The 24,843-nt window shown below is 27.7% G+C and carries 25 protein-coding genes; 5 read left to right on the forward strand and 20 right to left on the reverse strand.

Annotation, left to right across the window (positions count from 1 at the left end):
* Positions 1-9: 9 nt before the first annotated feature.
* Complete coding sequence (gene hemA / locus BP769_RS05725) at positions 10-1,215, forward strand: glutamyl-tRNA reductase (protein ID WP_413826993.1); 1,206 nt, start codon at positions 10-12, stop codon at positions 1,213-1,215.
* A gap of 66 nt (positions 1,216-1,281) precedes the next feature.
* On the opposite strand, the gene BP769_RS05730 is transcribed toward hemA, so the two are convergent.
* The 12 genes from BP769_RS05730 to eif1A form a co-directional block, all read right to left on the reverse strand.
* Positions 1,282-2,406, reverse strand: a complete 1,125-nt coding sequence (locus BP769_RS05730) for an AAA family ATPase (RefSeq protein WP_409198542.1) — start codon at positions 2,404-2,406, stop codon at positions 1,282-1,284.
* Between the two features lie 91 nt (positions 2,407-2,497).
* A complete protein-coding gene (locus BP769_RS05735) occupies positions 2,498-2,638 on the reverse strand; it encodes a hypothetical protein (RefSeq protein ID WP_413826991.1) in 141 nt (46 codons plus the stop codon).
* 51 nt (positions 2,639-2,689) lie between these two features.
* Complete coding sequence (locus BP769_RS05740; protein WP_409198540.1) at positions 2,690-2,857, reverse strand: hypothetical protein; 168 nt, start codon at positions 2,855-2,857, stop codon at positions 2,690-2,692.
* A 255-nt stretch (positions 2,858-3,112) separates the two neighbouring features.
* Positions 3,113-3,337: a histone family protein gene (locus BP769_RS05745; protein WP_409198539.1), complete on the reverse strand. Its 225-nt coding sequence runs from the start codon at positions 3,335-3,337 to the stop codon at positions 3,113-3,115.
* A gap of 290 nt (positions 3,338-3,627) precedes the next feature.
* On the reverse strand, positions 3,628-4,464 hold the full coding sequence (locus BP769_RS05750) for a TIM barrel protein (RefSeq protein ID WP_413826989.1): 837 nt from the start codon (positions 4,462-4,464) through the stop codon (positions 3,628-3,630).
* A gap of 103 nt (positions 4,465-4,567) precedes the next feature.
* Positions 4,568-5,581, reverse strand: coding sequence for a phosphorylating glyceraldehyde-3-phosphate dehydrogenase (locus BP769_RS05755; protein ID WP_413826987.1), 1,014 nt, complete (start codon positions 5,579-5,581; stop codon positions 4,568-4,570).
* Between the two features lie 148 nt (positions 5,582-5,729).
* Positions 5,730-6,245 (reverse strand): DUF2284 domain-containing protein, encoded by a 516-nt coding sequence (locus BP769_RS05760; RefSeq protein WP_413828405.1) that lies wholly within the window; start codon positions 6,243-6,245, stop codon positions 5,730-5,732.
* Positions 6,246-6,353: 108 nt separating this feature from the next.
* Positions 6,354-7,433, reverse strand: a complete 1,080-nt coding sequence (locus BP769_RS05765) for a DNA topoisomerase IV subunit A (protein ID WP_409199061.1) — start codon at positions 7,431-7,433, stop codon at positions 6,354-6,356.
* A gap of 29 nt (positions 7,434-7,462) precedes the next feature.
* Positions 7,463-9,238 carry a DNA topoisomerase VI subunit B gene (top6B, locus tag BP769_RS05770; protein ID WP_409198535.1) on the reverse strand — a complete coding sequence of 592 codons (1,776 nt, stop codon included), beginning with the start codon at positions 9,236-9,238 and terminating at the stop codon, positions 7,463-7,465.
* 488 nt (positions 9,239-9,726) lie between these two features.
* On the reverse strand, positions 9,727-10,368 hold the full coding sequence (locus tag BP769_RS05775; RefSeq protein ID WP_413823796.1) for a KH domain-containing protein: 642 nt from the start codon (positions 10,366-10,368) through the stop codon (positions 9,727-9,729).
* Positions 10,369-10,652: 284 nt separating this feature from the next.
* Positions 10,653-11,426 (reverse strand): serine protein kinase RIO, encoded by a 774-nt coding sequence (locus BP769_RS05780; protein ID WP_413828404.1) that lies wholly within the window; start codon positions 11,424-11,426, stop codon positions 10,653-10,655.
* A gap of 85 nt (positions 11,427-11,511) precedes the next feature.
* Positions 11,512-11,826 carry a translation initiation factor eIF-1A gene (eif1A, locus tag BP769_RS05785; protein ID WP_409198532.1) on the reverse strand — a complete coding sequence of 105 codons (315 nt, stop codon included), beginning with the start codon at positions 11,824-11,826 and terminating at the stop codon, positions 11,512-11,514.
* Between the two features lie 242 nt (positions 11,827-12,068).
* On the opposite strand from eif1A, the gene glp reads away from it, so the two are divergent.
* The 3 genes from glp to BP769_RS05800 are packed head-to-tail and all read left to right on the forward strand — an operon-like array spanning position 12,069 to position 14,049.
* Positions 12,069-13,295 (forward strand): gephyrin-like molybdotransferase Glp, encoded by a 1,227-nt coding sequence (glp, locus tag BP769_RS05790; protein WP_413826976.1) that lies wholly within the window; start codon positions 12,069-12,071, stop codon positions 13,293-13,295.
* A gap of 36 nt (positions 13,296-13,331) precedes the next feature.
* On the forward strand, positions 13,332-13,793 hold the full coding sequence (locus tag BP769_RS05795) for a GyrI-like domain-containing protein (protein WP_413862227.1): 462 nt from the start codon (positions 13,332-13,334) through the stop codon (positions 13,791-13,793).
* A 28-nt stretch (positions 13,794-13,821) separates the two neighbouring features.
* Entirely contained in the window at positions 13,822-14,049 is a 228-nt protein-coding gene (locus BP769_RS05800; RefSeq protein WP_413823788.1) for a hypothetical protein, read from the forward strand.
* A gap of 121 nt (positions 14,050-14,170) precedes the next feature.
* On the opposite strand, the gene BP769_RS05805 is transcribed toward BP769_RS05800, so the two are convergent.
* Positions 14,171-15,193 carry a multidrug transporter gene (locus BP769_RS05805; protein ID WP_413826972.1) on the reverse strand — a complete coding sequence of 341 codons (1,023 nt, stop codon included), beginning with the start codon at positions 15,191-15,193 and terminating at the stop codon, positions 14,171-14,173.
* Between the two features lie 736 nt (positions 15,194-15,929).
* Here BP769_RS05805 and BP769_RS05810 point away from each other — a divergent pair.
* Entirely contained in the window at positions 15,930-17,186 is a 1,257-nt protein-coding gene (locus tag BP769_RS05810) for a hypothetical protein (protein WP_413826970.1), read from the forward strand.
* Positions 17,187-17,210: 24 nt separating this feature from the next.
* Here BP769_RS05810 and BP769_RS05815 read toward each other — a convergent pair whose 3' ends face one another.
* The 7 genes from BP769_RS05815 to BP769_RS05845 all read right to left on the reverse strand — a co-directional run bounded on the left by BP769_RS05815 (position 17,211) and on the right by BP769_RS05845 (position 24,793).
* Complete coding sequence (locus tag BP769_RS05815; RefSeq protein ID WP_413826967.1) at positions 17,211-17,732, reverse strand: resolvase; 522 nt, start codon at positions 17,730-17,732, stop codon at positions 17,211-17,213.
* Positions 17,733-17,751: 19 nt separating this feature from the next.
* On the reverse strand, positions 17,752-19,320 hold the full coding sequence (locus BP769_RS05820) for a DUF530 domain-containing protein (RefSeq protein ID WP_413826965.1): 1,569 nt from the start codon (positions 19,318-19,320) through the stop codon (positions 17,752-17,754).
* 174 nt (positions 19,321-19,494) lie between these two features.
* Positions 19,495-21,492, reverse strand: a complete 1,998-nt coding sequence (metG, locus tag BP769_RS05825; protein ID WP_413826962.1) for a methionine--tRNA ligase — start codon at positions 21,490-21,492, stop codon at positions 19,495-19,497.
* 816 nt (positions 21,493-22,308) lie between these two features.
* A complete protein-coding gene (locus BP769_RS05830) occupies positions 22,309-22,530 on the reverse strand; it encodes a hypothetical protein (RefSeq protein WP_413826960.1) in 222 nt (73 codons plus the stop codon).
* Between the two features lie 33 nt (positions 22,531-22,563).
* Positions 22,564-23,229: a ribose-5-phosphate isomerase RpiA gene (gene rpiA / locus BP769_RS05835; protein ID WP_413826957.1), complete on the reverse strand. Its 666-nt coding sequence runs from the start codon at positions 23,227-23,229 to the stop codon at positions 22,564-22,566.
* 89 nt (positions 23,230-23,318) lie between these two features.
* Positions 23,319-23,753 (reverse strand): UPF0179 family protein, encoded by a 435-nt coding sequence (locus tag BP769_RS05840; protein ID WP_413826954.1) that lies wholly within the window; start codon positions 23,751-23,753, stop codon positions 23,319-23,321.
* The gene (locus BP769_RS05845; RefSeq protein ID WP_413826952.1) at positions 23,753-24,793 is read right to left on the reverse strand and encodes an NAD(P)-dependent glycerol-1-phosphate dehydrogenase; all 1,041 of its coding nucleotides are present in this window, start codon (positions 24,791-24,793) and stop codon (positions 23,753-23,755) included. The genes BP769_RS05840 and BP769_RS05845 overlap by 1 nt, the downstream gene beginning before the upstream one ends.
* Positions 24,794-24,843: the final 50 nt, after the last annotated feature.

Raw genomic sequence — 24,843 nt, forward strand, 5'->3', positions numbered from 1 at the left:
GAGAATTAATTGATAATCAATATAGGTGTAGATCATAAAATTGCAGATATTGAGACTATGGAAATAGTTTCTAATGATTTAAAAAATTTATTTAATCAATTAAAAGAAAAGTATGATATTAATGAATATGTTGAAATATCTACTTGTAACAGATATGAATATTATATTCATGATGATTTTATTTCTTATGATGAACCATTATTAGATCATGATAATAAGAATATTATTATTCAATATGGTGATGATAGTATTATTCATCTTTTTAGAATGACTTCTGGTTTAGAGTCTATGATTGTTGGTGAAGATCAAATTTTAGGTCAGATTAAGGATTCTAAAAAAGTTGCAGATAAGGAAAATCATTGTGGTAAAATTTTAGATACTATTTTTTTAAAGGCAATTCATGTAGGTCAGGAAGTTAGACAGAAGACTATGATTAATCAGGGTAGTGTTTCTATTGGTTCTGCTGCTGTTGATTTAGCTGAGGAAATTATTGGTGATTTAAGAGGTAAGTGTGTTCTTGTTATTGGTGCTGGTGAAATGGGTACTTTAGTTGCTAAAGCTATTGCTGAGAAAGATTTGAAAGCGATTTTTGTTGCTAATAGAACTTATTTCCGTGCAAATAGATTAGCTAAAGAATTAGGTGGAGAATCTATTTTAATTGATGATATTGGTCATTATTTAGCTCATGCTGATGTTGTTATTAGTGCTACTGGTGCTCCTCATTATATTTTAACTAAAGAACGTGTTGCTCCTATTATTGAGGATAAAAATGCTGAAAATATTTTAATGATTGATATTGCTAATCCTCGAGATATTGATGAGGATGTTAAAGATTTAAATGTTAATCTTTTAAATATTGATGATTTAAGAGGGGTTGCTGAAAAAAATAAGGCTTTGCGTAAAAATGAATCTGAAGCTGCTGAGAAGATTATTTCAGAAGAATTTGATTTATTGGAAAATTCTTTTAAATTAATGAAAGTTGAAGATATTTTACGTAAGATTAGATCTAATATGGAAGATATTCGTCAAAGGGAAAGTGAAAAAGCTATTGTGAAGTTAGCTGATAGTGAAGGTAGTGTTAAGATTATTGATAATCTTACTAAATCTATTGTTAATAAAATTTTTTATGATATTTCTGTTAATATTAAGAATGCTGCTGAAGATGAGGATGAGTATTTGATTAATGCAGCTGAGAAATTTTTCATTAATGAATGAATTATTTTTATTAATTTGAATAAAAAAAATAGTAGGGTTTGTATTTATTAAAGAAAATTCTTTTTTTTATACAAACATGTTTTTTACTTCGTTTTGTTTTTGTTTTTTCATATCTATTGCATATTTAATGTCTTGTTTTGTTACTGTTTTTTTATCATTAGATATTGCATTATGTAATCCTGTTTTGAGTAGTTTTTCTTTAATGTCTCTTCCACTCATGCCTTTTGATATTTGTACTAATTTTTCGGTTGGTACTTCCATTTTTAGTGGGAATGTTTTCAGGTTGTTTTCTATGATTTGTTTTCTTTCTTGTTCTGTAGGCATTGCAAATTCGATTTCTTGTTCGAATCTTGATCTGATTGCGTAATCTAATGTTTCTATGTTGTTAGTTGCACCTATGGTTATTACTCCCTTATTTGGGTTTATTCCATCCATTTCTGTTAGTAGTGCGTTTACTATTTCAGATACATCTCCTCTTAGTGATTGGTATGATCTGTGTAATGCTACTGCGTCTATTTCATCTATGAATATTATGGATGGTGATGTTTTTTGTGCAAGTGTAAATAGTTCATGGATCTTATATGCACCATCTCCAACATGATCACCAATTAATGATGTTGCTTTGATTAAATATAATGGAACTTTGATTTCATTAGATAATGCTTTGGCTAACATTGTTTTACCAGTACCTGGAAGTCCATAAAATAGTATGTTTCGTGGTGCCCATTCTCCAAATTTTTCAGGTTCATGTAAATATTTCATTATAACTTTAGCTTTTTTCTTAGCACTTTCTTGACCTACCACATCACTAATACTGAAATTAGTTTTTATAGATTTCAAAGTAGGTTTAACTTTTTCTTCTTCCACAATAACTATGGAAGTATTTTCCCCAATTACAGAATTGTTTGGAAATACAGTGATAACTTTAAATGCAAAATCTGGGATTATTTTTTGGTCAAAAAGATAAGTGCCTTCACTTACATCCATACCTATCCATTGATCTCGTGCATATTGTTCAAATAGCACCTTATCTGATATTTCTATATTTGAACCATCCATTAAAGCAAAATTAAATGGATATCCAACACCTTTTAAAACAACTGCTTTAGCTTCTTTATTATTATTTACTTTAGAAGTGGTTATTGTATTCGTAGATTTATTAACGTCATTGTTTTGATTATTCGTTTGCAAAATTTCACACCAACTGAAAAAAATGGTTATTTAAACTTTTTATCCAAAAAAAAGTTTATTAAAAAAAAATTCTATAAAAAAAGATTCACTTTTATTTAATATTATTAAATTTTTGAATAGATTTATTAATTTGTTTTAAGGATTTATTCCCTTTTCGTGTAGGTTTTCTTCCTTGGTCAATTAATAATTGATCTTGAATCTTTTTAAGACTTGCATATTCTTTAATTTCCATAATATTTAAACCTTCTTAAAATAATGGTAGATTGTTTGAAATTAATTAATATTAACGTTTATCTAATTTTTCTTGAATATTATCTATTCTTTGAACTACAACTTTAAGAGCTCTATCTCCTTCTCTTGTAGGATTTCGTCCTTGTAATACTAATAATTGATCTCTTATATCTCTTAGTCTGTGTACATCGTCTATACGCATAATTGTTTTATAAAACATTTTTTAATCACCTGAAAATGGAATATAATTAGATTATATGATAAAAAAAATTATTATAATTTTTTATTATAAAATAATATGTATATTTTTTTATAAAAGTATAATTGTTTTATGTAATTTAAAAAAATATAATTTACAAAAAAGTTTTATAGTTTAATTTTAAATTATTTGGTATTTATTAAAATTATGTAAAAAAAAGTAGTATTATTAATTTTTGAAAAAAAGTTAAAATAAAAAAAATTAAATTTAATAAATTTAATCTTTGCAGCAAATTGCACTTTTAGCTAATTTAATATCTTCAGCTTTGATGGTTTTACGACCAGCATGTCTTGCTAAAGCTACAGCTTCTTTAGCTACTTCAGTTGCACATTCTTCTAATTTTTCTGCTAATGCTTCTTTAGCATCTTCACTTACTCTTTCTGCACCTGCATTTTTAACGATTCTTGCAATAGGTGCAAGAGGTAATTCATTGTTCTTCATTATTAAACATCTCCACAATAATTTTTTTTTATAATAAATATTTTCTTACATATATTTATTATATATTATAGTATTGTAATCAACATCCTATATAAATATATTGTCATATTAAGCAAAAAATAAGCATTATATTACTATTATGTAAAAACATTCCATCTAATCATAATAATTTTAAATTACAATTAAATTTAGGCATATTAAAAATTTATCTATCCAAAAAGTAAAATTGAACTATTTATAAATTAAAAATTTTATATCTAAAAAAAAAGTGAAATCAAAAAAATTTTATTTTAAATTAAAGATTCATAAATTTGTTTCATCTTCATAGAATCTTTATCCCTAAGAGGTGTTTCACAAATTATTGTAGCTTTCCAATCATTTTCAATAAGATTTAACAATAAATCCTTAATATAAGGCCCATACTCAGGATATTCATTTAAATTATGATGTCTTCTCTCACCATTATGAGTATACTCTATAGTTGTGAAATGACAATGCAATCTTTTTATATCTAAACCATTTTCTAATTTAGAGAAAATACAATTATAATCCTCTTTTTTATTCAAAATTCCCCGTCCACGAGCATGAACATGAGCAAAATCTATAGTTGGTTCAAAATGTTGAAAACCTTGACACATATTAATAATTTCATCTAGATTACCTAATTGAGATTTTTTACCTGTAGTTTCAGGGGCAAAAGTATAATTTTCAAACCCCTCTTCTTCACATCTTTCAAGTAATCTTTTATAAGATTGTTCACATATTTTTAAAGCTTTTTCTGGTTTTTGATTAGAATAAAAACCTGGATGGAACACTAAACGATATGCACCCATCCATTCACCTACTCTTGCAGAGTCAACTAATCTTTCTATGGAAGCATCTATTTTTTCAGGTTCCTTAGAACACATATTAATATAGTAAGGTCCATGCATTGATATTAAAACATCTTCTTTTTCTGATTGTTTTTTCAATATTTTAGCACTTTTCTCACCAATTCTAATTCCATGAGAAGATTGATATTCAAATGCATGTAAACCCTGTTTTGAGAGATATTTTGATGAAGTATAAGCACTTCCATTATAATCTAATGGTTTTCCTGCTGGTCCAAAAATTATTTTATCTTTCATGATTAATCACTTCTAAAAAAAAAAGGTTATGAATTATTTAATTTATAAAAAAAATTTAAAAAAAAGGTTTAGAAATTTTAATGAAATATGTATTTTTTTTATTTTATAATATTCCCATTGCTTTATTAGTTTTTGCTATGGATTTTTCATTATCTGATTCCATTTCAAGTAATGCACGTATTGCATCAACATTTTCAGGAACAACATCAGATTCTTGATGAACAGCTTGCATATAAAATAATTCATTATCTACAATATTTATTGATTCTCTCCATACTGGGATTTCATAGAAATCATTTCTATTTCTACCTAATTCTTTAGCAAATTCCATTAATTCTGCAGTAGATCCTAATCCTTCACTTGCATCTACAAGCATTACACGGGAACGTTTTTCAAAAGCATCAATAATTTCATCAATACCCACATCATTATTAATTTCAACCATTAAATTATGTTGATGCATTAAAGTTGTTGGAACTAATAATGCCATAGTTGTAACATCAATATCTCCCATAACAGTTTTCACATCAGGTCCATGATGAGAAGGTACTTTAGGAGGGTTAGGTACAATTGAATTTATTGGTCCTTTTTTCACTTCGTTAGGATCTGCTCCTCGACGAACCATAACTGCTCTTACTTTTTTAATGTCACATATTGGATCTATAGTTGATAAAGTTCTTGTTAATCCTGTTGTATTACATGAAACTACACGTGTATAATTTGCTCCAAATGAATCATCATAATTTGCAAAGGAATTGAATGATAATCCAGTTAGTTCATGATCTTCTCCACCTTGGTAAATAGCTTTAACTCCAGCTTTTTTATATTTCTCTAGATTTGCTTTTCCAAGATTTCCAGGGGTACAGTCAACGACAACATCAGCTTCTTCAATCATATCATCAACAGTACCTGCTATTTCAATTCCTGATTCCTTAAATAAGTGTTCACGTTCAGGAATACCAATATATAAAGGATAATCTTTATTTACTGCTGCTCTTGCTTCAAATGTTGGTCGTGTTTTACTTACACCCACAATTTTCATATCTTTTTGAGCTGCAACTGCATCAGCTACTCTTTTACCAATAGTTCCATATCCATTAATAGCGACAGATTTCATAATTTTTTAACACCTAAAAAAAATTTTTTAAAATTTAATAAAAACATATTTTATTAATTATAATACTATTTTTCTTTTAGTAATATAAGTAATTTGATATAATCTTTTAAAATAATTCCATACAAATCTTATAATACTAAGATTTTAATTAATCAAGTAAAACTAAACCATAACATAAATATGTTTTTTCAATCTCATCATAAGCTAAAATATCATATCCATTATTTGCTATTGTTTTATGAATATCTACTCCTACTGCAGAAAGTGAAGGTCTAGCTAGTTCAGGTTTTAAACATTCCTCAAGATTACATTCTTTACAAAATTTACAAAATCCCGCACCTAAACCAAATGCTTTATAAAAACCTTCTCTTGCACATTCATTTTCTACTTCTACAACAAGATTATTAATTATTTCAAAATTTTCATGAAATTCTAATAGGATAGCTTGAGAGTAAGATTTGATTATTTCTCGCATTTCACTAGGTTTTGGTGGGTAGGGTGAGCATGTTAAGGACTTTTTATAATGGGGGCATCCATATTGACATTTTAACCTAGTCCAAGGTTCAATAACTATAGAATCTGTAGGAATATAATCAATATTTATTCCATTATACTCATTAATTATATTAGATAATTTTATTTTTAATTGTTTTAAATCTCTCATAAATAAATCCAACACGTATTATTAATTGTATTATAAAAAAAAGTTAAAAAAAAGAAGAAAATTTTAGAAAATAAGAAAAATAATATTTAATTTATAATTATAAATTGTTTATTCTTCTATTCCTAATTTATGTGGGAAGTATGTATCTACAATATATTCTAATCCATATTTACTGAAAGATTGCTGTTCTGCTTTTTTACCTATTTTAAGCATCTTTTTTATTTCAGTCTGCCAGAAATCTGTTTGATATCTTGGATCTTTAGATAGTTCTTTTAATCTTAAAACATCTATATCTTTTAATGGATCAGTTGGAAGATCATAATTTATAATATCACTTGCTGTTACACCAATAAATTGTGCATTTGGAGTTGCAAGGTCATAGTTTACATGTGCTAATTTAGCACTTCCAGATATGATAACTTGTGCAATATGGAATCCCCATGGATCTCCATCGTTACAAATGTATACTGGTAAATTTAATTCTGTGTTTAATCTTTTTATGAATCTTCTTGTTGCACGTGCTGCTTGTCCTTTTAATCCAACAACTAATGTGTTGAATCTGTCATAAGCGTTTTCTTGAACTAATCTGTGAAACATTCCCATTGTTTCCACTGCGAGTACTCTTTCTACTCCACAGTCAAGAAATTCTACTTGGTCAATTGTTGGACTTATAGTGTAACCTGATTTTCCAGATTTTTTAGCATTTAATTCAACATCATCATCTAATAGGGTTAAATCACCGTATACGGATGCTCCATCTTCTTCGGGCATTAATCCAAGGTCTTCACGAGTTGTTCCAAGTGCTACTTCTAAATCTTCACCTACAGTATTTGATTCCTGTTGTGTGTTAAATTCTACACCCCAACCTTCAGATACATAATACATTTCCCGTATTGTTGCAGTTTTTTCTCTTTGAACTAAATCTTTACAGAAATTTGCAGTGAATACCATTTGTCCCATTTTACGGATTTGTTTAACATTTCCTAATGATCTTCGACCGTATCGGTCTCCGAGAACATAATATTTTTTAGCATCATCATATACTATGTTTCCTGTTCCTCTAGAAGGGATTTTTAATGAAGGTACTTTTTTTTGTTCTACATCAGCAACAATACCTTGACCTAATTCTTTGAGTTTATTGAATGTGTATTCTTTTCTTTTTTCTTTATGGGATAATCCTTTTTTCATATCTTCAGGTCTTTCTTCTTCAGCCATATTTAGTCACCTTCATTTTTTGTTAAAGTAGATTGTTTACTTTCTGATTGTGTTTTTTTTGCATCTTCTTCTTCAATGATTAGTTCATCTTCTAATTCTTCTACAACTGATTTATTTTCAATATTTGTCATATTAGAATGTTCTTCATCTACTTTGTATCCGAATTCATCTAGTTCTTCCATTAAAGCATCTTCTTCCTCTTCTTCAACTTCTTCTACAGTTTCACCTAATAAATCTGCAATGGATCTTTTAGTTACTTTGGATAGTACTTCTTCATAGTCTGGTACTTCAACTTCTCCAAGTTTTGCAGCTTCTTCTAAGATTACAGGTACGTAATCTTCGAATATTTTAGATCTCATTTTCTTTTCTTTAGCTGCTCGTTTCTTTCTTAAATGTTTTTGAAGTCTTCGTGCTAGTTTCATTGATGCTTGTCTTACTTCATGAACTATTTCAGGTTCTGGAGCAATACTTTGTTTTCCTGTGGATAAGTATGGTACTTGGGTTGAGATTATGTTAATGAATAATGTTATTGGAGCATTGTCAAGGTCTCTGATTCCGTATCGTTTCCAGTCTATACTTTTTAATGCTTCTGTTATTGCACATGATCCTTGATCGAATGATAATGGTACCCGATTTGCGAATCTCATTATTTCTGCTTTTCTTTGATCACTGATGAGTCTTCCACAGTCTCCTCCATATGCTATTCCTGCTTCTACAATGAAAGCTACTCCTCCTTTGTAGGTTACTGGTTTTCTTGTAATGGAAGTTATGAATTCTGGTTTAAGTATTTGTTTCATACCTTTTTCGATTTGATCTGAACCAATTGGTATTAAACCGTTTGTTGGTGGGGCCATGAATTTCATTTTAGAGAAAGCATGTACTATTGCTTCTGCTTCAGCCCATTTCATATCTTTTGGTCTTTTGTTTAAGTCGATTCCAGTTAGTTCTTCAACTTCTTTAATTCTTTTAGCAGACATTCTGGAAAGTGAACTTGTTAGTAAACTTTTAAATCGTCTTTTATCTGTGTGTTTAGCCATGAAGATTAAATCATCTGCGGTAACACCTTTTGGATGAGGTAATACTTCTTTTGGTAATGGAGGTACAATGTCTGATGCTCTATTAAATATATATTTGTGTCCTGATGGGTCTCTGAATATTATTTTTGCATGAGGGTTTCCTATCATGGTTCTACGTATATATTCAAATGCTCCTTGTTCTGCTAGGGAATATGAAACATCTTTAAATTGGAGTTCTATGCATACTCCAGTATGGTCTACAGGATATTTTTCTTTGTGTAGTAACATACCTTTGTTCTTTTTAACATCCATTTTAAAGTCCATTTTAATTCCTTTTAGTTCCCCGTTTTCTTGGTATCCTGAGATTACATGTGCTGGTTCACCTGTAGTCATTTGGGATAAAAGTACACATCCACTACATCCTAATCCTTGTTGTCCTCGGGATTGGATGTTTCTAAACTTGGATCCTGCAAACATTGTACAGTATACTTTCATTATGAATTTTTCTGGGATTCCTGGACCGTTATCTGAATGTCTTAGAACATAATGTTCTTTATCAAGTCTTTTTAAGTCTATTTTAATTTCTGGAAGAATTCCAGCTTCTTCTGCTGCATCAAAACTGTTAGTTATAAGTTCGTGGAATACTACGGTTAATGATCTTATTTTTCCACTGAATCCTAACATTTGTTTATTTTTTCTGAAGAACTCTGACGGTGTCAATTCTTGGAAGTTGTCAAAGAGTTCTGATGCTTGTTGGGACAAATTAATTTACCTCCATTAAAAAAATTTTTTATATATTTTGTAATTATGATGATTTTAATATTTTTTTCATAGCATTAGCTAAAAAAAATTTTTAAATAAAATTTTTTTATAAAAAGAAAAAACCTTTTTTTATAAATTTGAAAATTTATATTTTATTTTTTGGTAGAAAAAAATATTATTTTGTATAAAATTGAATAAACTCTACTAAATTTATCAATAGATATACCTATAGTTAATATTATATATAAGTTTTATTATAAAAAACTAAAATTAATATTTTTAAGATTAATTATTATTATGGAACTAGTGTAACTAATAAGTTTAATCAACAGAGTATGCCTAATTTTTGATAATAAATTTAGTAATGTAGGGAGTTTTTAAGAAATAGGATAAAAAAAATGGAAAAAATCTTAAAAATTAATTAAATAATAAATTCAAATTAATCTTTAAAATAAAATAAAAAAAAAGAATGGGAATTAAAAAAATAATTATTCTTCTAAATCTTCATCTGATTCAGATTCATCATCTTTATCATCTAAATCATCACGAAGTTGAATTTCATCATCATCAATTCCAACAATAGCCTTAAATTCTTTCATTTTTAAGTCTTGCTTTTTATTTTCTAAAAATCCATATACAGATTTATGTCTTGATCCATTAAGAATCATTTCAACAGCTTCTTTTGCAATCTCCACATTATCTAAAAGACCAATAATGGAAACTGTTTTTCCATAAATTGCCATATCCACTTCTGCCATTCCAACAATGATTTCTCTAGTTTTACCATCTTTTCCAATGATTCTTCCTTTATATCTAGCTAAAGCTTTTTTAGATTTTCCAACAAAAAGAGGTAACTTAATTATTTCTAAGTACATATCATCATCTAATAATTTTAATGCAGTTTCAGGATTAAAACCTCTACCTATAGCTTTGACGATATGATTAGTTTTCCAAACACCTAATTGATCTTCCATATCAGGAGTTGGATTTATTGTTACTAAACCTTCTTCTCCATCAATATCTAATTGGGTTTGAGTTACTTTCTCAATTTGTTCTTTAGTTTCACCGTTTTTTCCAATTAAAACTCCTACTCGATTGTTAGGAATTTTAAGATAGTCAGTTTCTGGCAATTTATTCACCTCAAATTTTATTATAATAGTAGAAAAAAGTTTTATTTAAACATTTTTTCCAAATATTATTAAATACATTATTCTTATATTATTTTAATCTTATTTATTCATTTTGAAAAAAAATGAATTTTTATATTTTAAAAAATTAGAAACTAACTTCCTATTATTTTTTTTGGATATAAACAAGCGTTATTATTAATATTGAAATTAATTATTAAAAGAATATTTTCCAAGCATTTGAAAAGTAAACTTCTTTTATAAAAAAATAGTAGAAAGTAGTTTTATTAAATTTTAAGATTTAAATAATCTTTAATTTTACTTTCAGAAGTTTGAACTCCTAATTTACTGAATTCTGTAGAGATATTTTTTATATCTCTCAACAATAATTCTTTAGCTATTGGATGATCTCGAACTACAGATTGTGAAACATCAATTATTACAGGATTTTGATTAAAATTCATGATATTGAAAGTTGATAGGTCACCATGGATTAAGTTAGATTTATTTATGAATCTATCCATTTCTAAAAGTAATCTTTCATAAAAATCTGTAGGATCTTCTGGAGGATCGTATCTTGCTGTTTTTGCAGGTTCCCCTTGATCATTTCCAATAAATTCTAATAATAATACATTATCTAAGGCAACAATAGGTTTAGGTACATTTACACCATTTTCATATAATCTGTTTAGGTTTCGGTATTCTTTATTAACCCAAGCTTTTATTAGTTGTCTTTTATTTGTTGATTTGACATTGAAACGTGGATCACCATCAATGTAATAATGCATTTTTTTAAAATCAGATGTGGTGATTCGATAAATTTTTACAGCTATTATGGATCCATCATCTTTTATGCCTTTAAGGACGTTTGCTTCTTTACCTGTGCTAATTGCCCCGTTTAAGATGTCTAAATAGTTTTGGTTAGCTAGTTTGTATAAGGTTTTTAATGTTTTATCATCGAATACTTCACTAGCTACTTTTTTATCATCATCATCTTTTATTCTTTTTTCAGAGATTAATTTTTGTAATTCTGCATCAGCTTTATTTATTTTAGAATCCATTTTTATTAACCTTCTGAAATTATTTTTTTTGAAATATTTTTTATTTTTGATATGGGAATTAAAATTTACTTAAAAATAGATGGTTTTACATTTTTAAGTAGCCTTTTCTTTCGAGCCAGTTAGATTCTGTTCTAGTGTATCTCCAAATTACATCCGCTTTTTCATTGGTTTGGAAATCCCATGGTTTAACGAGTACAACATCTCCTTCACGAATCCAAATACGTTTTTTCATTTTTCCAGGTATACGGGTCATTCTTATGTATCCATCTGAGCATCTTACTCGGATTTTTCCATGTCCCATGATTTGTTCTACTACTCCTGGCATTTCTCCTCTTCGGGGTGTTCTTACTCTGTGATACTCTTGTGGGGCATTGTTGTTATTATGTTTTTTATTAGTCAAAAATTTTCCTCCTGTTTATGAACCTTAAATGATTTATAAGTGTCTTAATAATGATTTTAGTTGTTAAGAAAATAAATACTGGGTTTTTTTAATATTTTAAAAAAATTGTAAACATACAATATTTTATAATATGAATATTATTTTATAATTCTTTATATATAATATTATATATAATTGGAATTAATGATATACTAATTAATAATAAAAAATTTTTATTTATTTTTAAGAAAATTGTGATTAAAATGGGAAAGGAATTTTTAAAGATTAAAGAATCTGGTGATGCTAAGAAGATTATTGGGGATTTATTTGAAAAGTATTATACTCCAGAATCTGAAAGTGTTAAATTAAGTGATAGTCTTAATCGTGTTTTATTTAATGATATAGAAAGTAGAATAGATTTTCCTCCTTTTAACAGAGCACTTAAGGATGGTTATGCTGTTAAAGTAGAGGATACTTATGGTGCTAGTGAAGAAAGTCCAAATATTGTTAAGATTGTGGATGTTGTTGAAGCTGGGGATTTTAGTGACAAAACATTGAATCTTGGAGAATGTATCCAAATTAGTACTGGTGCTCCTATGCCTGATGGTGCTGAAGCTGTTGAAATGGTTGAGTTTACAGATTTAGATGATGATGGTAATGTTAATTTATTTAAAAGTTTAACACCTACTCAAGAAATTGGGCAAAAAGGTTCTGATATTAAAAAGGGTAATAAGATTTTAAGTAAAGGTGATCTTTTAACTCCTTCTAAAATTGGGGTTATAGCTGCACAAGGAATTAGTGAAGTTGATGTTTATAAAAAGCCTAAAGTTGGTATTATTTCTACAGGGAATGAATTATTAGATAATGATGAACTTATTATTCCTGGGAAAATTTATGATGTTAATAGTGATATGTTAAAAACTGGGGCTGATGCTGCTGGTTCAGATGCAGAAACTTTAGGTATTATTAAAGATGATTATGATTCTATAAAAAATAAGATTAATAGTAGTATTAAAGATTTTGATGTTGTATTAGTTTCTGGTGGGACTTCTGCAGGTGTTGGGGATAATTTAAGAAGTATTCTTGATGAATTAGGTTGTGTTTATATTCATGGGATTACAGTTCAACCAGGTAAACCTACATTAGTTGGGGTTATTGATGGTAAAATTGTGATTGGTTTGCCTGGAAATCCTGTTAGTGCGCTTGTGATTTTTAACGTGTTTGTAGTTCCAAGTTTAGAGAAATTAGCTGGTATTAAAGTGGATGAGAATAAGAATACTTTTACCGGACCTATAACTAAAAGAATCCATTCTCCTATTGGTAGAATGCAATATCAGTTAGTTAGAATAAAGAATGATGGTGTTGAACCTATATTTAAGGATTCTGGTGCTATATTTTCTTTAGCTACTGCAGATGGTTATACTAAAGTTGATAAAAATATTGAGTTAGTAGATGAAGGGGAAATTGTAACTGTTACTTTATTTAAATAAAAAAGTTAATATTTAATTAATGAGGAAATGATTATTATGAATGTTCAAGAAAAAATTGTACCAGATCATAAAATTGCTGTTATGAAACATAAAGGATCTTTAAGTGATATGGAAGTTATGATTTCTAAGTTAACTGTATGGGTTGAAGATAAAGAGATTAAAACTATTGGTAATTATTTTGTTATATTTTATCGGATGCCTGATAGAGTTAAAGAAGATGATGTTGTTTATGATTTAGGTGTTCCTATTTCTGATGATGAAGTGGATAAAACTCCTGAAATAGATATTGCTGATATGGTTGAACACACTGTTCTTTCAGGTATTCATCAAGGGTCTCGTGATAATATTCGGGAAAGTTATGATGAAATGATTGAATTTGCTGAAGTGAATCATTATGATATTATTGGTTCACCTAAAGAAATATTTTTAAATAGTCCTTTTGAAGTTGAAGAGAAGGATTGTTTAAGAGAAATACAGTTACCTGTTATTAAAATGTAAAATATTAAATTAGAGATGAGGGATTTTTATGAATGTGCCTTATAGTGAAAAAGAGCAAGATAAAAAGGTAGATAGGATTTATAAAAAACTTACAGAAACTTCATCTAAAAAGGTATCTCATTCTTCTAAGGATGTTTATGATTTAATTGATAAATTTAATTTGAAAAATGATAATGTTCTTAAGAAAAGAGAAAAAGAAGAAGATGCTAAAATTGATGAAATTTATGAAAAGTTAAGAATTCGTGCTAAGAATTGATTTTAACTTATATTTTTTTCATTAATTATTTTTTTAAAAAATAGTTTTATGTGTAAGTGTGTACACGTATAATTATTTATATACAGTTAATTTATTAGATAAAAAAAATATAAAAAAAATTTTAAATATGATAAAATAAATCTTTAAAACTTAAAAATTGAGACATTAAATGATTATCCAAAACACCAGGCATTAATACAGCAATAAAAATACCTACAAGACCGAAAAAGATTCCAATACCCCAAATCATTTTAACAGCAGTCTTCTCATCAACAGGTTTTCTTAAAACAAAACGAATCAAAGATTTAAAACCTTGATCTGGACTGAAAAGAGTACCATCAGATGAAACCTGAGTAGGCTTTTGATCTGCACGATTCATAACACCTGCACTATAAAACTTCAATGCAGCATCAATAATATTAGGTAATAAAATAATAAAAGCAATGAACTTTAATCTTCCAATAAATGCAATAGCTGCAATAGCTGCACCAATAATTAATGTACCAGTATCCCCTGGAAATACCTTAGCAGGATGCTTATTAAAGTATAAAAATGCAATTAAAGGACCTAACATACTCATACTTATAATAGCAACATCATACTTACCAAGAACAATACAAGAAATAGTAAGAGAAACCATTGCAATAACACCTAAACCTGATTCAATACCATTTAAACCAGCAAGCATATTAGTTAAATTAGAACAAATACTAACTGCAATAGGAATACAAATAATATAAAAAATTCCAACATTCGGAGGAGCTGCCCAAATTAAAGGTATACCTGCAAAAAAGAGCAATATTAACTTCTCATAAGATGAAAGCATTATTAAATCATCTACCATACCAATAATACCCACAAGTAGAATAACCAATAATACTATAATTAATTGAAATGTAAGTGTAGAAAATAAATAAACACCACAAAACATACCAATAACAAAACCAAATAATATTCCCAAACCACCCATTTCTGCAACAATAGGTTTTAATGATTTATGAATATCCTTACCTACAATATGAGCATTTTCTAAACGATGAATAAGATGAGGCATAATATACCAAGTAACTGCAAATGATACAATACCACAAATCAATGCAATTAAAACCAAAGGCAAATGTGGAGGTGTTAAAACTGAAATCATGAACTTTTATTTCTCCATTTAAATTTTTTTTAATAAAAAACATTACTTAATTAAAGTAAAAATTAATCTTATTATATTATTATTAATATTAAAAATTATCCATTTAATTCTTTAAAAAAAGGATTATTGAAAAAAATAATAAAACTAAAAAAAAGATAAAAAATTATTAATAATAATTATTCCCCCCCCTTTTTTGTGGATACATCACTTTTATAAGTATTTAACCCTAAGTATCTTTTTCTTGTTTATTAAACCTTTAAAATTTAGGTGTAAGATGTGAGAGTGTTATTATTTCTTTTATAATGAAATTTACATATAGAATATTAATTTTATCTTAGGAGCATTATAGAAAAAATATATTATTTAGTAAAACACAATTAATTTTAAAGGTTATTACTAATATGTGTAAAAATTTTATAAAAATTAATTAATTTACATTTTTAAACAAAACAAAATGGAGTTTTAAAATATTATGAAGATTAAAAAAACCTTAATTAGTACTATATTAATAATGTTAATGGTTTTAATCTTAGTTAGTTCATGTTCGGCTGAAACTAATTAAACTGATAACTTATTAAATAGTAGTACTGATAATCAAATATTATCTGGTAATATAGTTCAAAGTAATGAGGACCCTTATTTAGTAGGAAATAATTTTCTTAAAGAAAATTCACAAATAGAAAATCAAACATTAAGTGTAACTGGAGATAATAATGAATATTATGTTAATTGTAATGTGAACACTTCTGGTAATGGATCCATAGATAATCCTTATAAAACCGTTGATGAAGCTGTAAACACAATTAATTTAGATGAAACCAATAATTTCACTGAATACATTATAAGTATTGCACCTGGGACTTATAATGAAAATAATATCATAATTTTAAAGAATATTACATTCACTGGAGATAATAAGGACAATACATTTATTAATGGTGATTCAATATTTCAAACCCTTGAAGATGAAAACATATACAATATTAATTTAATCAATTTAGGATTTACTAATAATAATATTACAACAAACACAAGTAGTGCACTTACAATTCCTTTATATGGTAATGTTAATATTCTGAATTCTACTTTTACTAATTTTAACACACAAAATGGAGTAATTAATGTGAATACTGGTAATATAACTTGTATTAACTCTAATTTCACTAGTAACATTGCATCATTAAATGGTGGTGGGATATATTTAAATAATGGTAATATGTCTTGTGTAAATTCCATTTTCATAAATAATAAGGCAATTTATAATGGTGGAGCATTATACATTTATCAAGGTAATTTAACTTGTAAAAGATGTATTTTCACAAATAATCCAGCAAACGAAAGTATGGGTTGTGGTGGAGGTATAAGATTACGTCATGGTGAAATAATTATCATGGATTCTCTATTTACTAATAATCAAGCTAGAACTGGTGGAGATATCTATTTATACAATGGAACCTTAAACGTGAATAATTCTAGTTTCACCAATTCAACAAGTATAGTTTACGGTGGTAGTATAAGTATAGAAGATTCTAATGCAAGTATACTTAATTCAAAATTTAATAATACAAAAACCATAAACACTATTGGTGGATGCATATATTCCCAAGAATCTAATTTAACATTATTTAATACAAGTATAAGTGATTCTAATGCAAATATAGGTCCAGGGATTTGTCAATTAAATGGATCATTAAACATTGCAAATTCTAGTTTCATAAATAATCATGGAAATTCTTATGCAGGAGCAGTATTCGCTATATACTCAAATTTAAACATAACCGATTCTAATTTCATAAATAACACTGCAAAATATGGTGGAGCTTTAGATATAGATGGATTAAGAAATATTCAAATCATAAATAATAATTTCACCAATAATAGTGCAATTAATGGTGGTGTATTCTGGTCATATAATAATGACTTTAATTACTCAAATAACAATTATGAGGGTAATACTGCTGAATATGAGGACATGATTTTTATTAATTTATAGAAGTTAAAAAAATGTGAAAATAAGTTATTTATCATTTAAAATATTATAAACAGATCGAAGAGGAATATTAAAGTCTTTTGATATATTCTTTGGTTTTTCACCGTTTTTAACTAAATTTTTAATTTTTAAACGTAATTTATCATCATATTTTCTTTTATAGAAATTATAATCTTTTTTAGAATCTGTTGAATATTTTGATCTGAAGTAATATACTCTATTTAAAGGAATATTGAACTGTTCACTAACACTTTTAGGTGAATTTCCTTCTTTTAAAGAGTCTAATACTTTATCTATGTCTTCTTGAGGGTGTACTCGTTTTCTTCCCCAATTATATTCCACTTCTACTTTTATGTCTAATGAGTTTAATGCTTCAAGATATTTCGGAGAAATATTATCATATAAACTCTGCGAACATGTTATTCTTCTAAGACTAGGATAATTGTCCATTAATTCTATTATTTTTTCTGAAGTTAATGGATGAGTAATATGTATCTGCCAAGCATTAATATCTAAGTCTGTTGAATTTTTTTGATCCTCATTAATCATTTGAATTTTAACCCTTTTTTTAATTTTTTATCATTTCTAAAAACTTTTTTGATTTTTTACTTCTAGGTCTTTTATTATTTTCTAAATTTTTGATTTCTTTTTCCACACGTTTTTGGGATACAGAGAATACTTTAGCAGATTCTTTTATTGGAATATCTGAGTTAGTACTTATCATTGCTGCACCTAGTGCGGTGTAATCTAATTTTATATTAGAATTTTTTATTTGTTTTTCTAAATTAAATTTTTTGTAAAGTAAAAGATCCATGTCTGGTACTGGTATGATTTTCTCATTTTCCATGTCTTGTAATATTTTGATTGTTTTGTTTGAATATTTTTGGAAAATTTTTCTTTGTTGTCTATCAATATCTCCTCTAATGTATGGGAATGGTCCTCCATATCTTTTTCTTTTATCATTGGAGGTTGTTATGTAATATTTGAAGATATCCCATCTTATTAATGTTGGAGCTATTTCTGAGAATATTGTTTGTTCTATTTGGTCTCTTCTTTTAATATCACTTTTTAATGTTCTATCTAAGTGACCGAATTTATCCATTAATCCTATATCTTGTAATATTTCACTTACTTTATTGTTTCTCCATTCTTCTAATGTGTCAATTTCTTCTATGAAATTAGGGTTGTCTAATTTAACATCTTTGACTACTTCGTCATAGATTTGTAAGTGTTCTAAGTTTCTAATATTTTGTTCTAGGATTGTTTGTTTGTGCTTTTTAACTATGGTTTCTGAATGTTTCACATAAGCTATTGCTAGAGCAGTTCTTGTGTGTTTATCATTTATTATTGTTGGTCTTGATCTATGGAAATCTAATCTTTCTATTCTGAAGTTTCTTCCATAAATTCTTCGAAGTTCTTCTTCATAACTATCTACGAATTCAGAATCTAAGGATACTCTTTTTGTTATCCATCGATTATTTTCTTTTACTGATATTACAGGAGATACATTAGTTATTACTGTTTTTCTTTTAGTTTTAAGTAAATTTAGAACTTTTTTAAGTGAATCTCTCCCCCATTCTGATAGTTCACTCATTAATACCATGTAATTACCAGATAATGGTAAGTGTGGTATTATTTCTAGTCTGTAGACTCCAGATTCATCTACATCAAAATCAAAGTTTTCACTACCACAGTCACATTTTATATTTGGATTATTGAAGTTTGTTGGTCTGTAACTTTTTCCACAGTCTTTACATTTAAATTGACCATAGGATTCAAGGTTGCCCATTGCTATTTTATGTGAGTCTATTGCCGCTTTAACTCTATCTAGAATGTTTCGTTTTGCTGTTGCTTTTAATCTGAAGTGTTGATTATGACGATTGATTTCTGATATTTCATCAAATCCAACATCTGAGGTGGATGAAACACCATAACGGTTTAATGATCTAAATGGTGCAGTGTAACCATTTGCATCCATTTTTTCTTTTAAATCTTGTAAGGTGTTTAATCTTTCCTGAAACCTGAAGTAGACTGTTTTAAACTCTTCAATATTGTTAATGTGTTTTATATCAATTTTTTCTTTATCTATTTTATTTAAATACTTTTCAGCATTTGTTATGAGCATGGATTCATCCATTTTATTACTCACCTGTGAGGCTAATTTTTTTTCATAAAAAGACTAAATAAATGGGGGGTATTTTTTTTATTAATTCTATCTTTTAATATTAAATATTTTTTTTATTTAAAGTTTTTTATACGCCGAATATTTTTTAAAAAAGGGGGTAGAATTAATATTTTATAAATTATTTTTTTATTGTATTTCTTCACCAACATCAACTGGTTCTTCTGGTACGAGTAGTGCTGCACTTTCACCTGATGCTAAAAGCATTCCTTGGGATTCTACACCGAATAGTTTTGCAGGTTCTAAGTTTACTAGTACAGTTACTTTTTTATCTATTAATTCTTCTGGACTGTATCTTTTTGCTAATCCTGCAACTATTTGTAATGTTTTATCTCCAACATTTACTTGTAATTTTAATAATTTATTAGATTTTTCTATTTTTTCTGCTTCTTTTATTTGTCCAATTCTTATTTCTACTTTATCAAAGTAATCTATGCTGATTTTTTCACTCATTTTCTTTTCTCCATTATTTGTAGTTTTTTCTAAGTTTTTGTATAATTTTTCTTTTTCTGCTTTGATTGTTGAATCTTCTATTTTTTGGAATAATGGTTTTGGTTTGTTAATTTCATGACCTATTGGAAGGTATTCTGTTGCTTTATCCCAAGTATCATTATCTGTGATGTTAACTATTTTTGCTATTTTATCTGCAGTTTTTGGGATGTATGGTTTTGTTAATGTTGCAAGGCTTTTTGCTAATTGATCACATAAGTATACAGTGTTTGCTGCTTTTTGTGGATTTTCTTTTATTGCTTTCCATGGTTCTTGGTCATTAAAGTATTTGTTAGCTGCTTTAGCTACTTTGAAAACTTCAACTAATCCTTCTCTGAATTTGAAATCGTTTATGTAATTTTTTTCTGTTTCAGGTAATTGTTTTATTAATTTTTCAAATTCAAGGTCTTCTGGACTTGGATTTTTGTATTCTGGTACTTTTCCATCAAAGAATTTGTGGGTGAATGTGAAAGTTCTGTGTAGGAAGTTTCCGAGTACATCTGCAAGTTCATCGTTTACTCTTCTTTGGAAATCGTCCCAACTAAAATCTGTGTCTTTGTTTAGTGGTGCGTTTATTGTTAAGTAGTATCTTAGTAGGTCTGAGTCGAAGTCACGTACAAAATCAGATACCCATATTACCCAGTTTTTACTGGTACTCATTTTTTTACCTTCAAGGGATAGGAATTCTCCGGCGAATATGTTGTCTGGTAATTTACAACCATAACCTGAGAGTAATGCTGGCCAGAATAGTGCGTGATGGTAGATGATATCTTTACCTATGAAATGTATTGCTGTGTCATTCCAGTAGTCTTCCCATGGTTTTCCTGTTTTTCTTGACCATTGTGCTGCTGATGATATGTATCCGAGGAATGCTTCTCCCCAAACATATATGACTTTTCCTTCAGCATCTTTTAATGGTACAGGTATACCCCATTTCATATCTCTTGTCATTATCCAATCGTCTAAACCTTCTTTTAACCAGTTTAGTGCATAGTTTCTTACATTGGATGGTAATTTTTTATTGTTTTCTATGTATTCTTTTATGTCATCTTCGAAATGACTGAGTTTGTAGAAGTATTGTTTACTTGTTTTTATAACTGGTGTGTGTCCACATGTTAAACATTGTGGTTCTTCTAGTTCAGTTGGTTCTAAGTGTCTTCCACAACTTTCACAGTGGTCTCCTCTTGCTCCTTCTGCACCACATACTGGACATATTCCTTCTACGTATCGGTCTGGTAAGAATTTATGACAATTTTCACAGTATAATTGTTCTATAGTGTGTTCGTATATTAATCCTTTATTGTATAGGTTTAAAAAGAAGTTTTGACTGATTTCATAGTGTAATTTATCTGTTGTACGTGTGAAACTGTCTAATGTGATGTCGCAAGATTTTACATCTTCAACTATCATATCATGATATCTTTTAGCTATTTCTATAGGTTTTTTTCCTTCGTTTTCTGCTTGTACAGCTATTGGTGTACCATGTTCATCAGTTGCACAGACAAATAATACTTCGTTTCCTTGCATTCTATTACATCTTGCGTAGATGTCTGCAGGAATGTAAGTTGATCTTAAATGTCCTAAGTGGCAAGGTCCATTTGCATAGGGTAATGCGCATGAAATAAAAATTTTTGACATTTTATCCGTTTTCCTCCAAAAAAGTTTTATTGTTTATTAGTATAATGTGATAAAAGTTAATTTATAAAATTACATTATAGTTTTAGTTTTGTTTAATATTAGTAATATATTTGTTTATATATTATTACTATAATATTTTTTTTTAGAGTTGGAGTTAAGTTATTTTAGAAATAGTATAAAATTTAAAAATAAGAGGATTTTTTATTAAAGTTATATTGAAACCTTTTTCGTGTTTTATATTCGTTTTTTCCAATAGAATTAATTTTGGGTAAATAAATGAGTTCTTGTTAAATGGAGTTTATGAAAAAAACGATTCATTAGACTACAATTTTTTTGAATTTTTTTTTAAGATAATTTTTTAGTTTCATATAACTTTAATAAAAAGCTTATTTTCTTATATTTTAATTAATAATAATAGCTGAGCGTGAAAATTTTTTTTAAATAACATATTATTGGAATAGTAAATAAATTTATTTTTTTAATTAATAGTTATATCATCGTTATTATAACTTGTCAAAACTTTTATTCCTAACCAAAAAAGTCGAACACTTTTTTATAAAAATTTTAGAGTTTAATATTCCTTAACTATTAATTAAAAAGTTATTATTTATTTTTAATAGTAGTTTAATTTTATTTTTGAGTAGTTATTAAAATCTTTTTATTATTAATTATTTTTTTAATCCTTTTATCTGAATTAAAAAATGTTATATAAAAATATAAGCATTATTTAGTATAATTTTTTTAGTATATAAAGGTTTCTATAAAAAATGTGGAAAAAAAATAAAATATTTTCTAAATAAAATAAAAAAAAATGTTTTAGTATTGTTTTCTATTAATCCAAGCTTGATAAAAGATAAAAATACCAATCATTAATAATATTATTTGAGGGAAAATACTGAAAAATACATATGGAATCAATGCTAACTTAGCTAAAATCCATAAAACTGCATAAATAATTATAGCTATACCTATTAAAATTAAAAACTTATTTAACATCTTTCTAAATTCATAAGGTATATTAAGTCCAGGAATTGGCATGAAAATCACACTCCATTTAATAAAATTTAATATTTATAATTCTTTTAAACCATTTTCAGTTCCAAAAATTACTTTATCCACCATTTCAGTAAATATACCATTTTCCACAACACCTGGAATAGTGTTAAGTTCAATTTCCATATCCACAGGACTATCAATTGTAGGGAATTTAGCATCAATAATGAAATTTCCATTATCAGTTATTACAGGTCCATCTTTTTGAACACCCATTCTTATAACTGGATTAGCACCCATATCAGTTAAAGCACCAATTACAGGTTGTGTTGCTTCTTTAATAACTTCAAGAGGAACTGGAAATGCTCCAAGTTTTTCAACTTCTTTAGATTCATCTGCAATTATAATTAATTCTTTTGCAGAGTAATCTACAATTTTTTCAAGAGTATGAGCTGCTCCTCCACCTTTTATAAGATTTTTTTGAGGATCCACTTCATCAGCACCATCAACAGCTAAATCTATACTGTACTCATTTAATGTTGTGCATGGTATATTCCATTTTTTTGCAAGTAAAAATGATTGATAACTTGTAGGGATTCCTAATAATTCTAATTCTTCTTCTTTAACTCTTTGTCCTACTTTTTCTATGAAATAATGAGTTGTTGAACCGGTTCCAAGACCTAAAACTTGACCATCTTTTACTAATTCTGCTGCAGCATATCCTGCATTTAATTTAAGGTTCATAGTTCTTTTTCCACCTTTATTAATTTTTTTTTGTTTAATATTTAATTTTTATACAGATAAAATTTTATTTAAATTATATAATATTGTTTTTAGAATCTAGCTAATATCTTCTTTAAAGATAAACCCATTTGACAATCATCTGGTGATTCTCTTAAGTCTTTTGCTATTGATACTTTATCTTCAGAGATTAAACCATCTGGGAAGCATAAGTGATGATATTTACAATCTTTAATTGTGCATACTGGTTTTTCATAGTTAAAATATGATCCTTCAAATACTTTTTTTGAATCTAATAACATTTCAATATCTGCTAATTCTACTTCTATAGGTACTACTTTTTCTTCTGCATGAATTGGACATTTAAGTTCTGAATCTTTGACTTCTGTTATGGTGTATTTTCTTCCAACTTTTAATGAACCTATACATGTTGTATTGAATCTACATGTTTCGCATTCATCAGCAGGTCCTTGAAATATGAAACTTGTTCCTTTTTTCGCTAATTCTTTACCTATTAATGTTATCATTAAATCACCCCTGTATTTATTGCTAGTTGTTCTGCTGCTTCTCTAGATAATCCTCTATCTCCAAGTATGGTGTATCTGTCTCTTATTGTATGTGCTATTGTTAAAGCTTCTATTATTTCTTCAGAACTTACTCCTAATTCTTTTGCTGTAGTTGGTGCTTTAACTTTTTGTAATGAGTCACGTATACATTTCCAGTTTCCACCATGTAGGTTCATCATCATTATAGTTCCGACTCCACATTGTTCTCCGTGAAGAGCTGGTTTTTCTGCTATTTTATCTAGGGCATGTGAGAAAAGGTGTTCTGATCCACTTGCAGGACGGGATGTGTTTGCTATACTTATAGCAACTCCTGTACTGAATAATGCTTTTGCAATTAGTCTTGTACTTTTTTCTAATCCTGGTTTTATTTGGTCAGCACCTTGAGTTATTAGTTTTGCAGTCATTTGTGATAGGGATGATGCTGATTCACTGTAACTAACATTTTGTAATCTTTTAGCTAGTTTCCAGTCTTTTACTGCTGTGTAATTTGCTATTACATCTGCACATCCTGATGCTAAAAGGCGGTAAGGAGAATTTCTTATAATATCAGTATCAGCAATTACTGCAATTGGAGATTGTGCTTTAATTGACACACTGCCTTTATCACTTTTTATTGATGCTAAAGGTGATGTTATTCCATCATGTGATGCTGTAGTTGGAACTGATAAAAAGTAGGTTCCAGTATTTGATGAGGACATTTTAGCAACATCAATGATTTTACCTCCACCTACTCCAAGTACTACTTGAGCTTTACCTAATTTTTCTTCTACTAATTTCACACTTTCTTCAGTGGCTGAGTTTACTTTAACTACTTCAACACTGAAATCTGCATTTTCTAAACTATCAATAACTTGTTTACCTGCAATTTTATATGTGTGTGGTCCACAAACCATTAATGCATCATTATAAAACCTTAAATCATTACATATTGTTCCTGTATTATCAATTAAACCTGGACCAATATGTACTTCACGAGGTAATTGAATTTTTTTAGTTACCATGACAAAAATATTCTCCTTATAATTTATTTATCATTCAATAATATTCTATA

It is taken from the genome of Methanobrevibacter sp. UBA417 (genome assembly GCF_002508845.1).
Lineage (GTDB): Archaea > Methanobacteriota > Methanobacteria > Methanobacteriales > Methanobacteriaceae > Methanobrevibacter_A > Methanobrevibacter_A acididurans.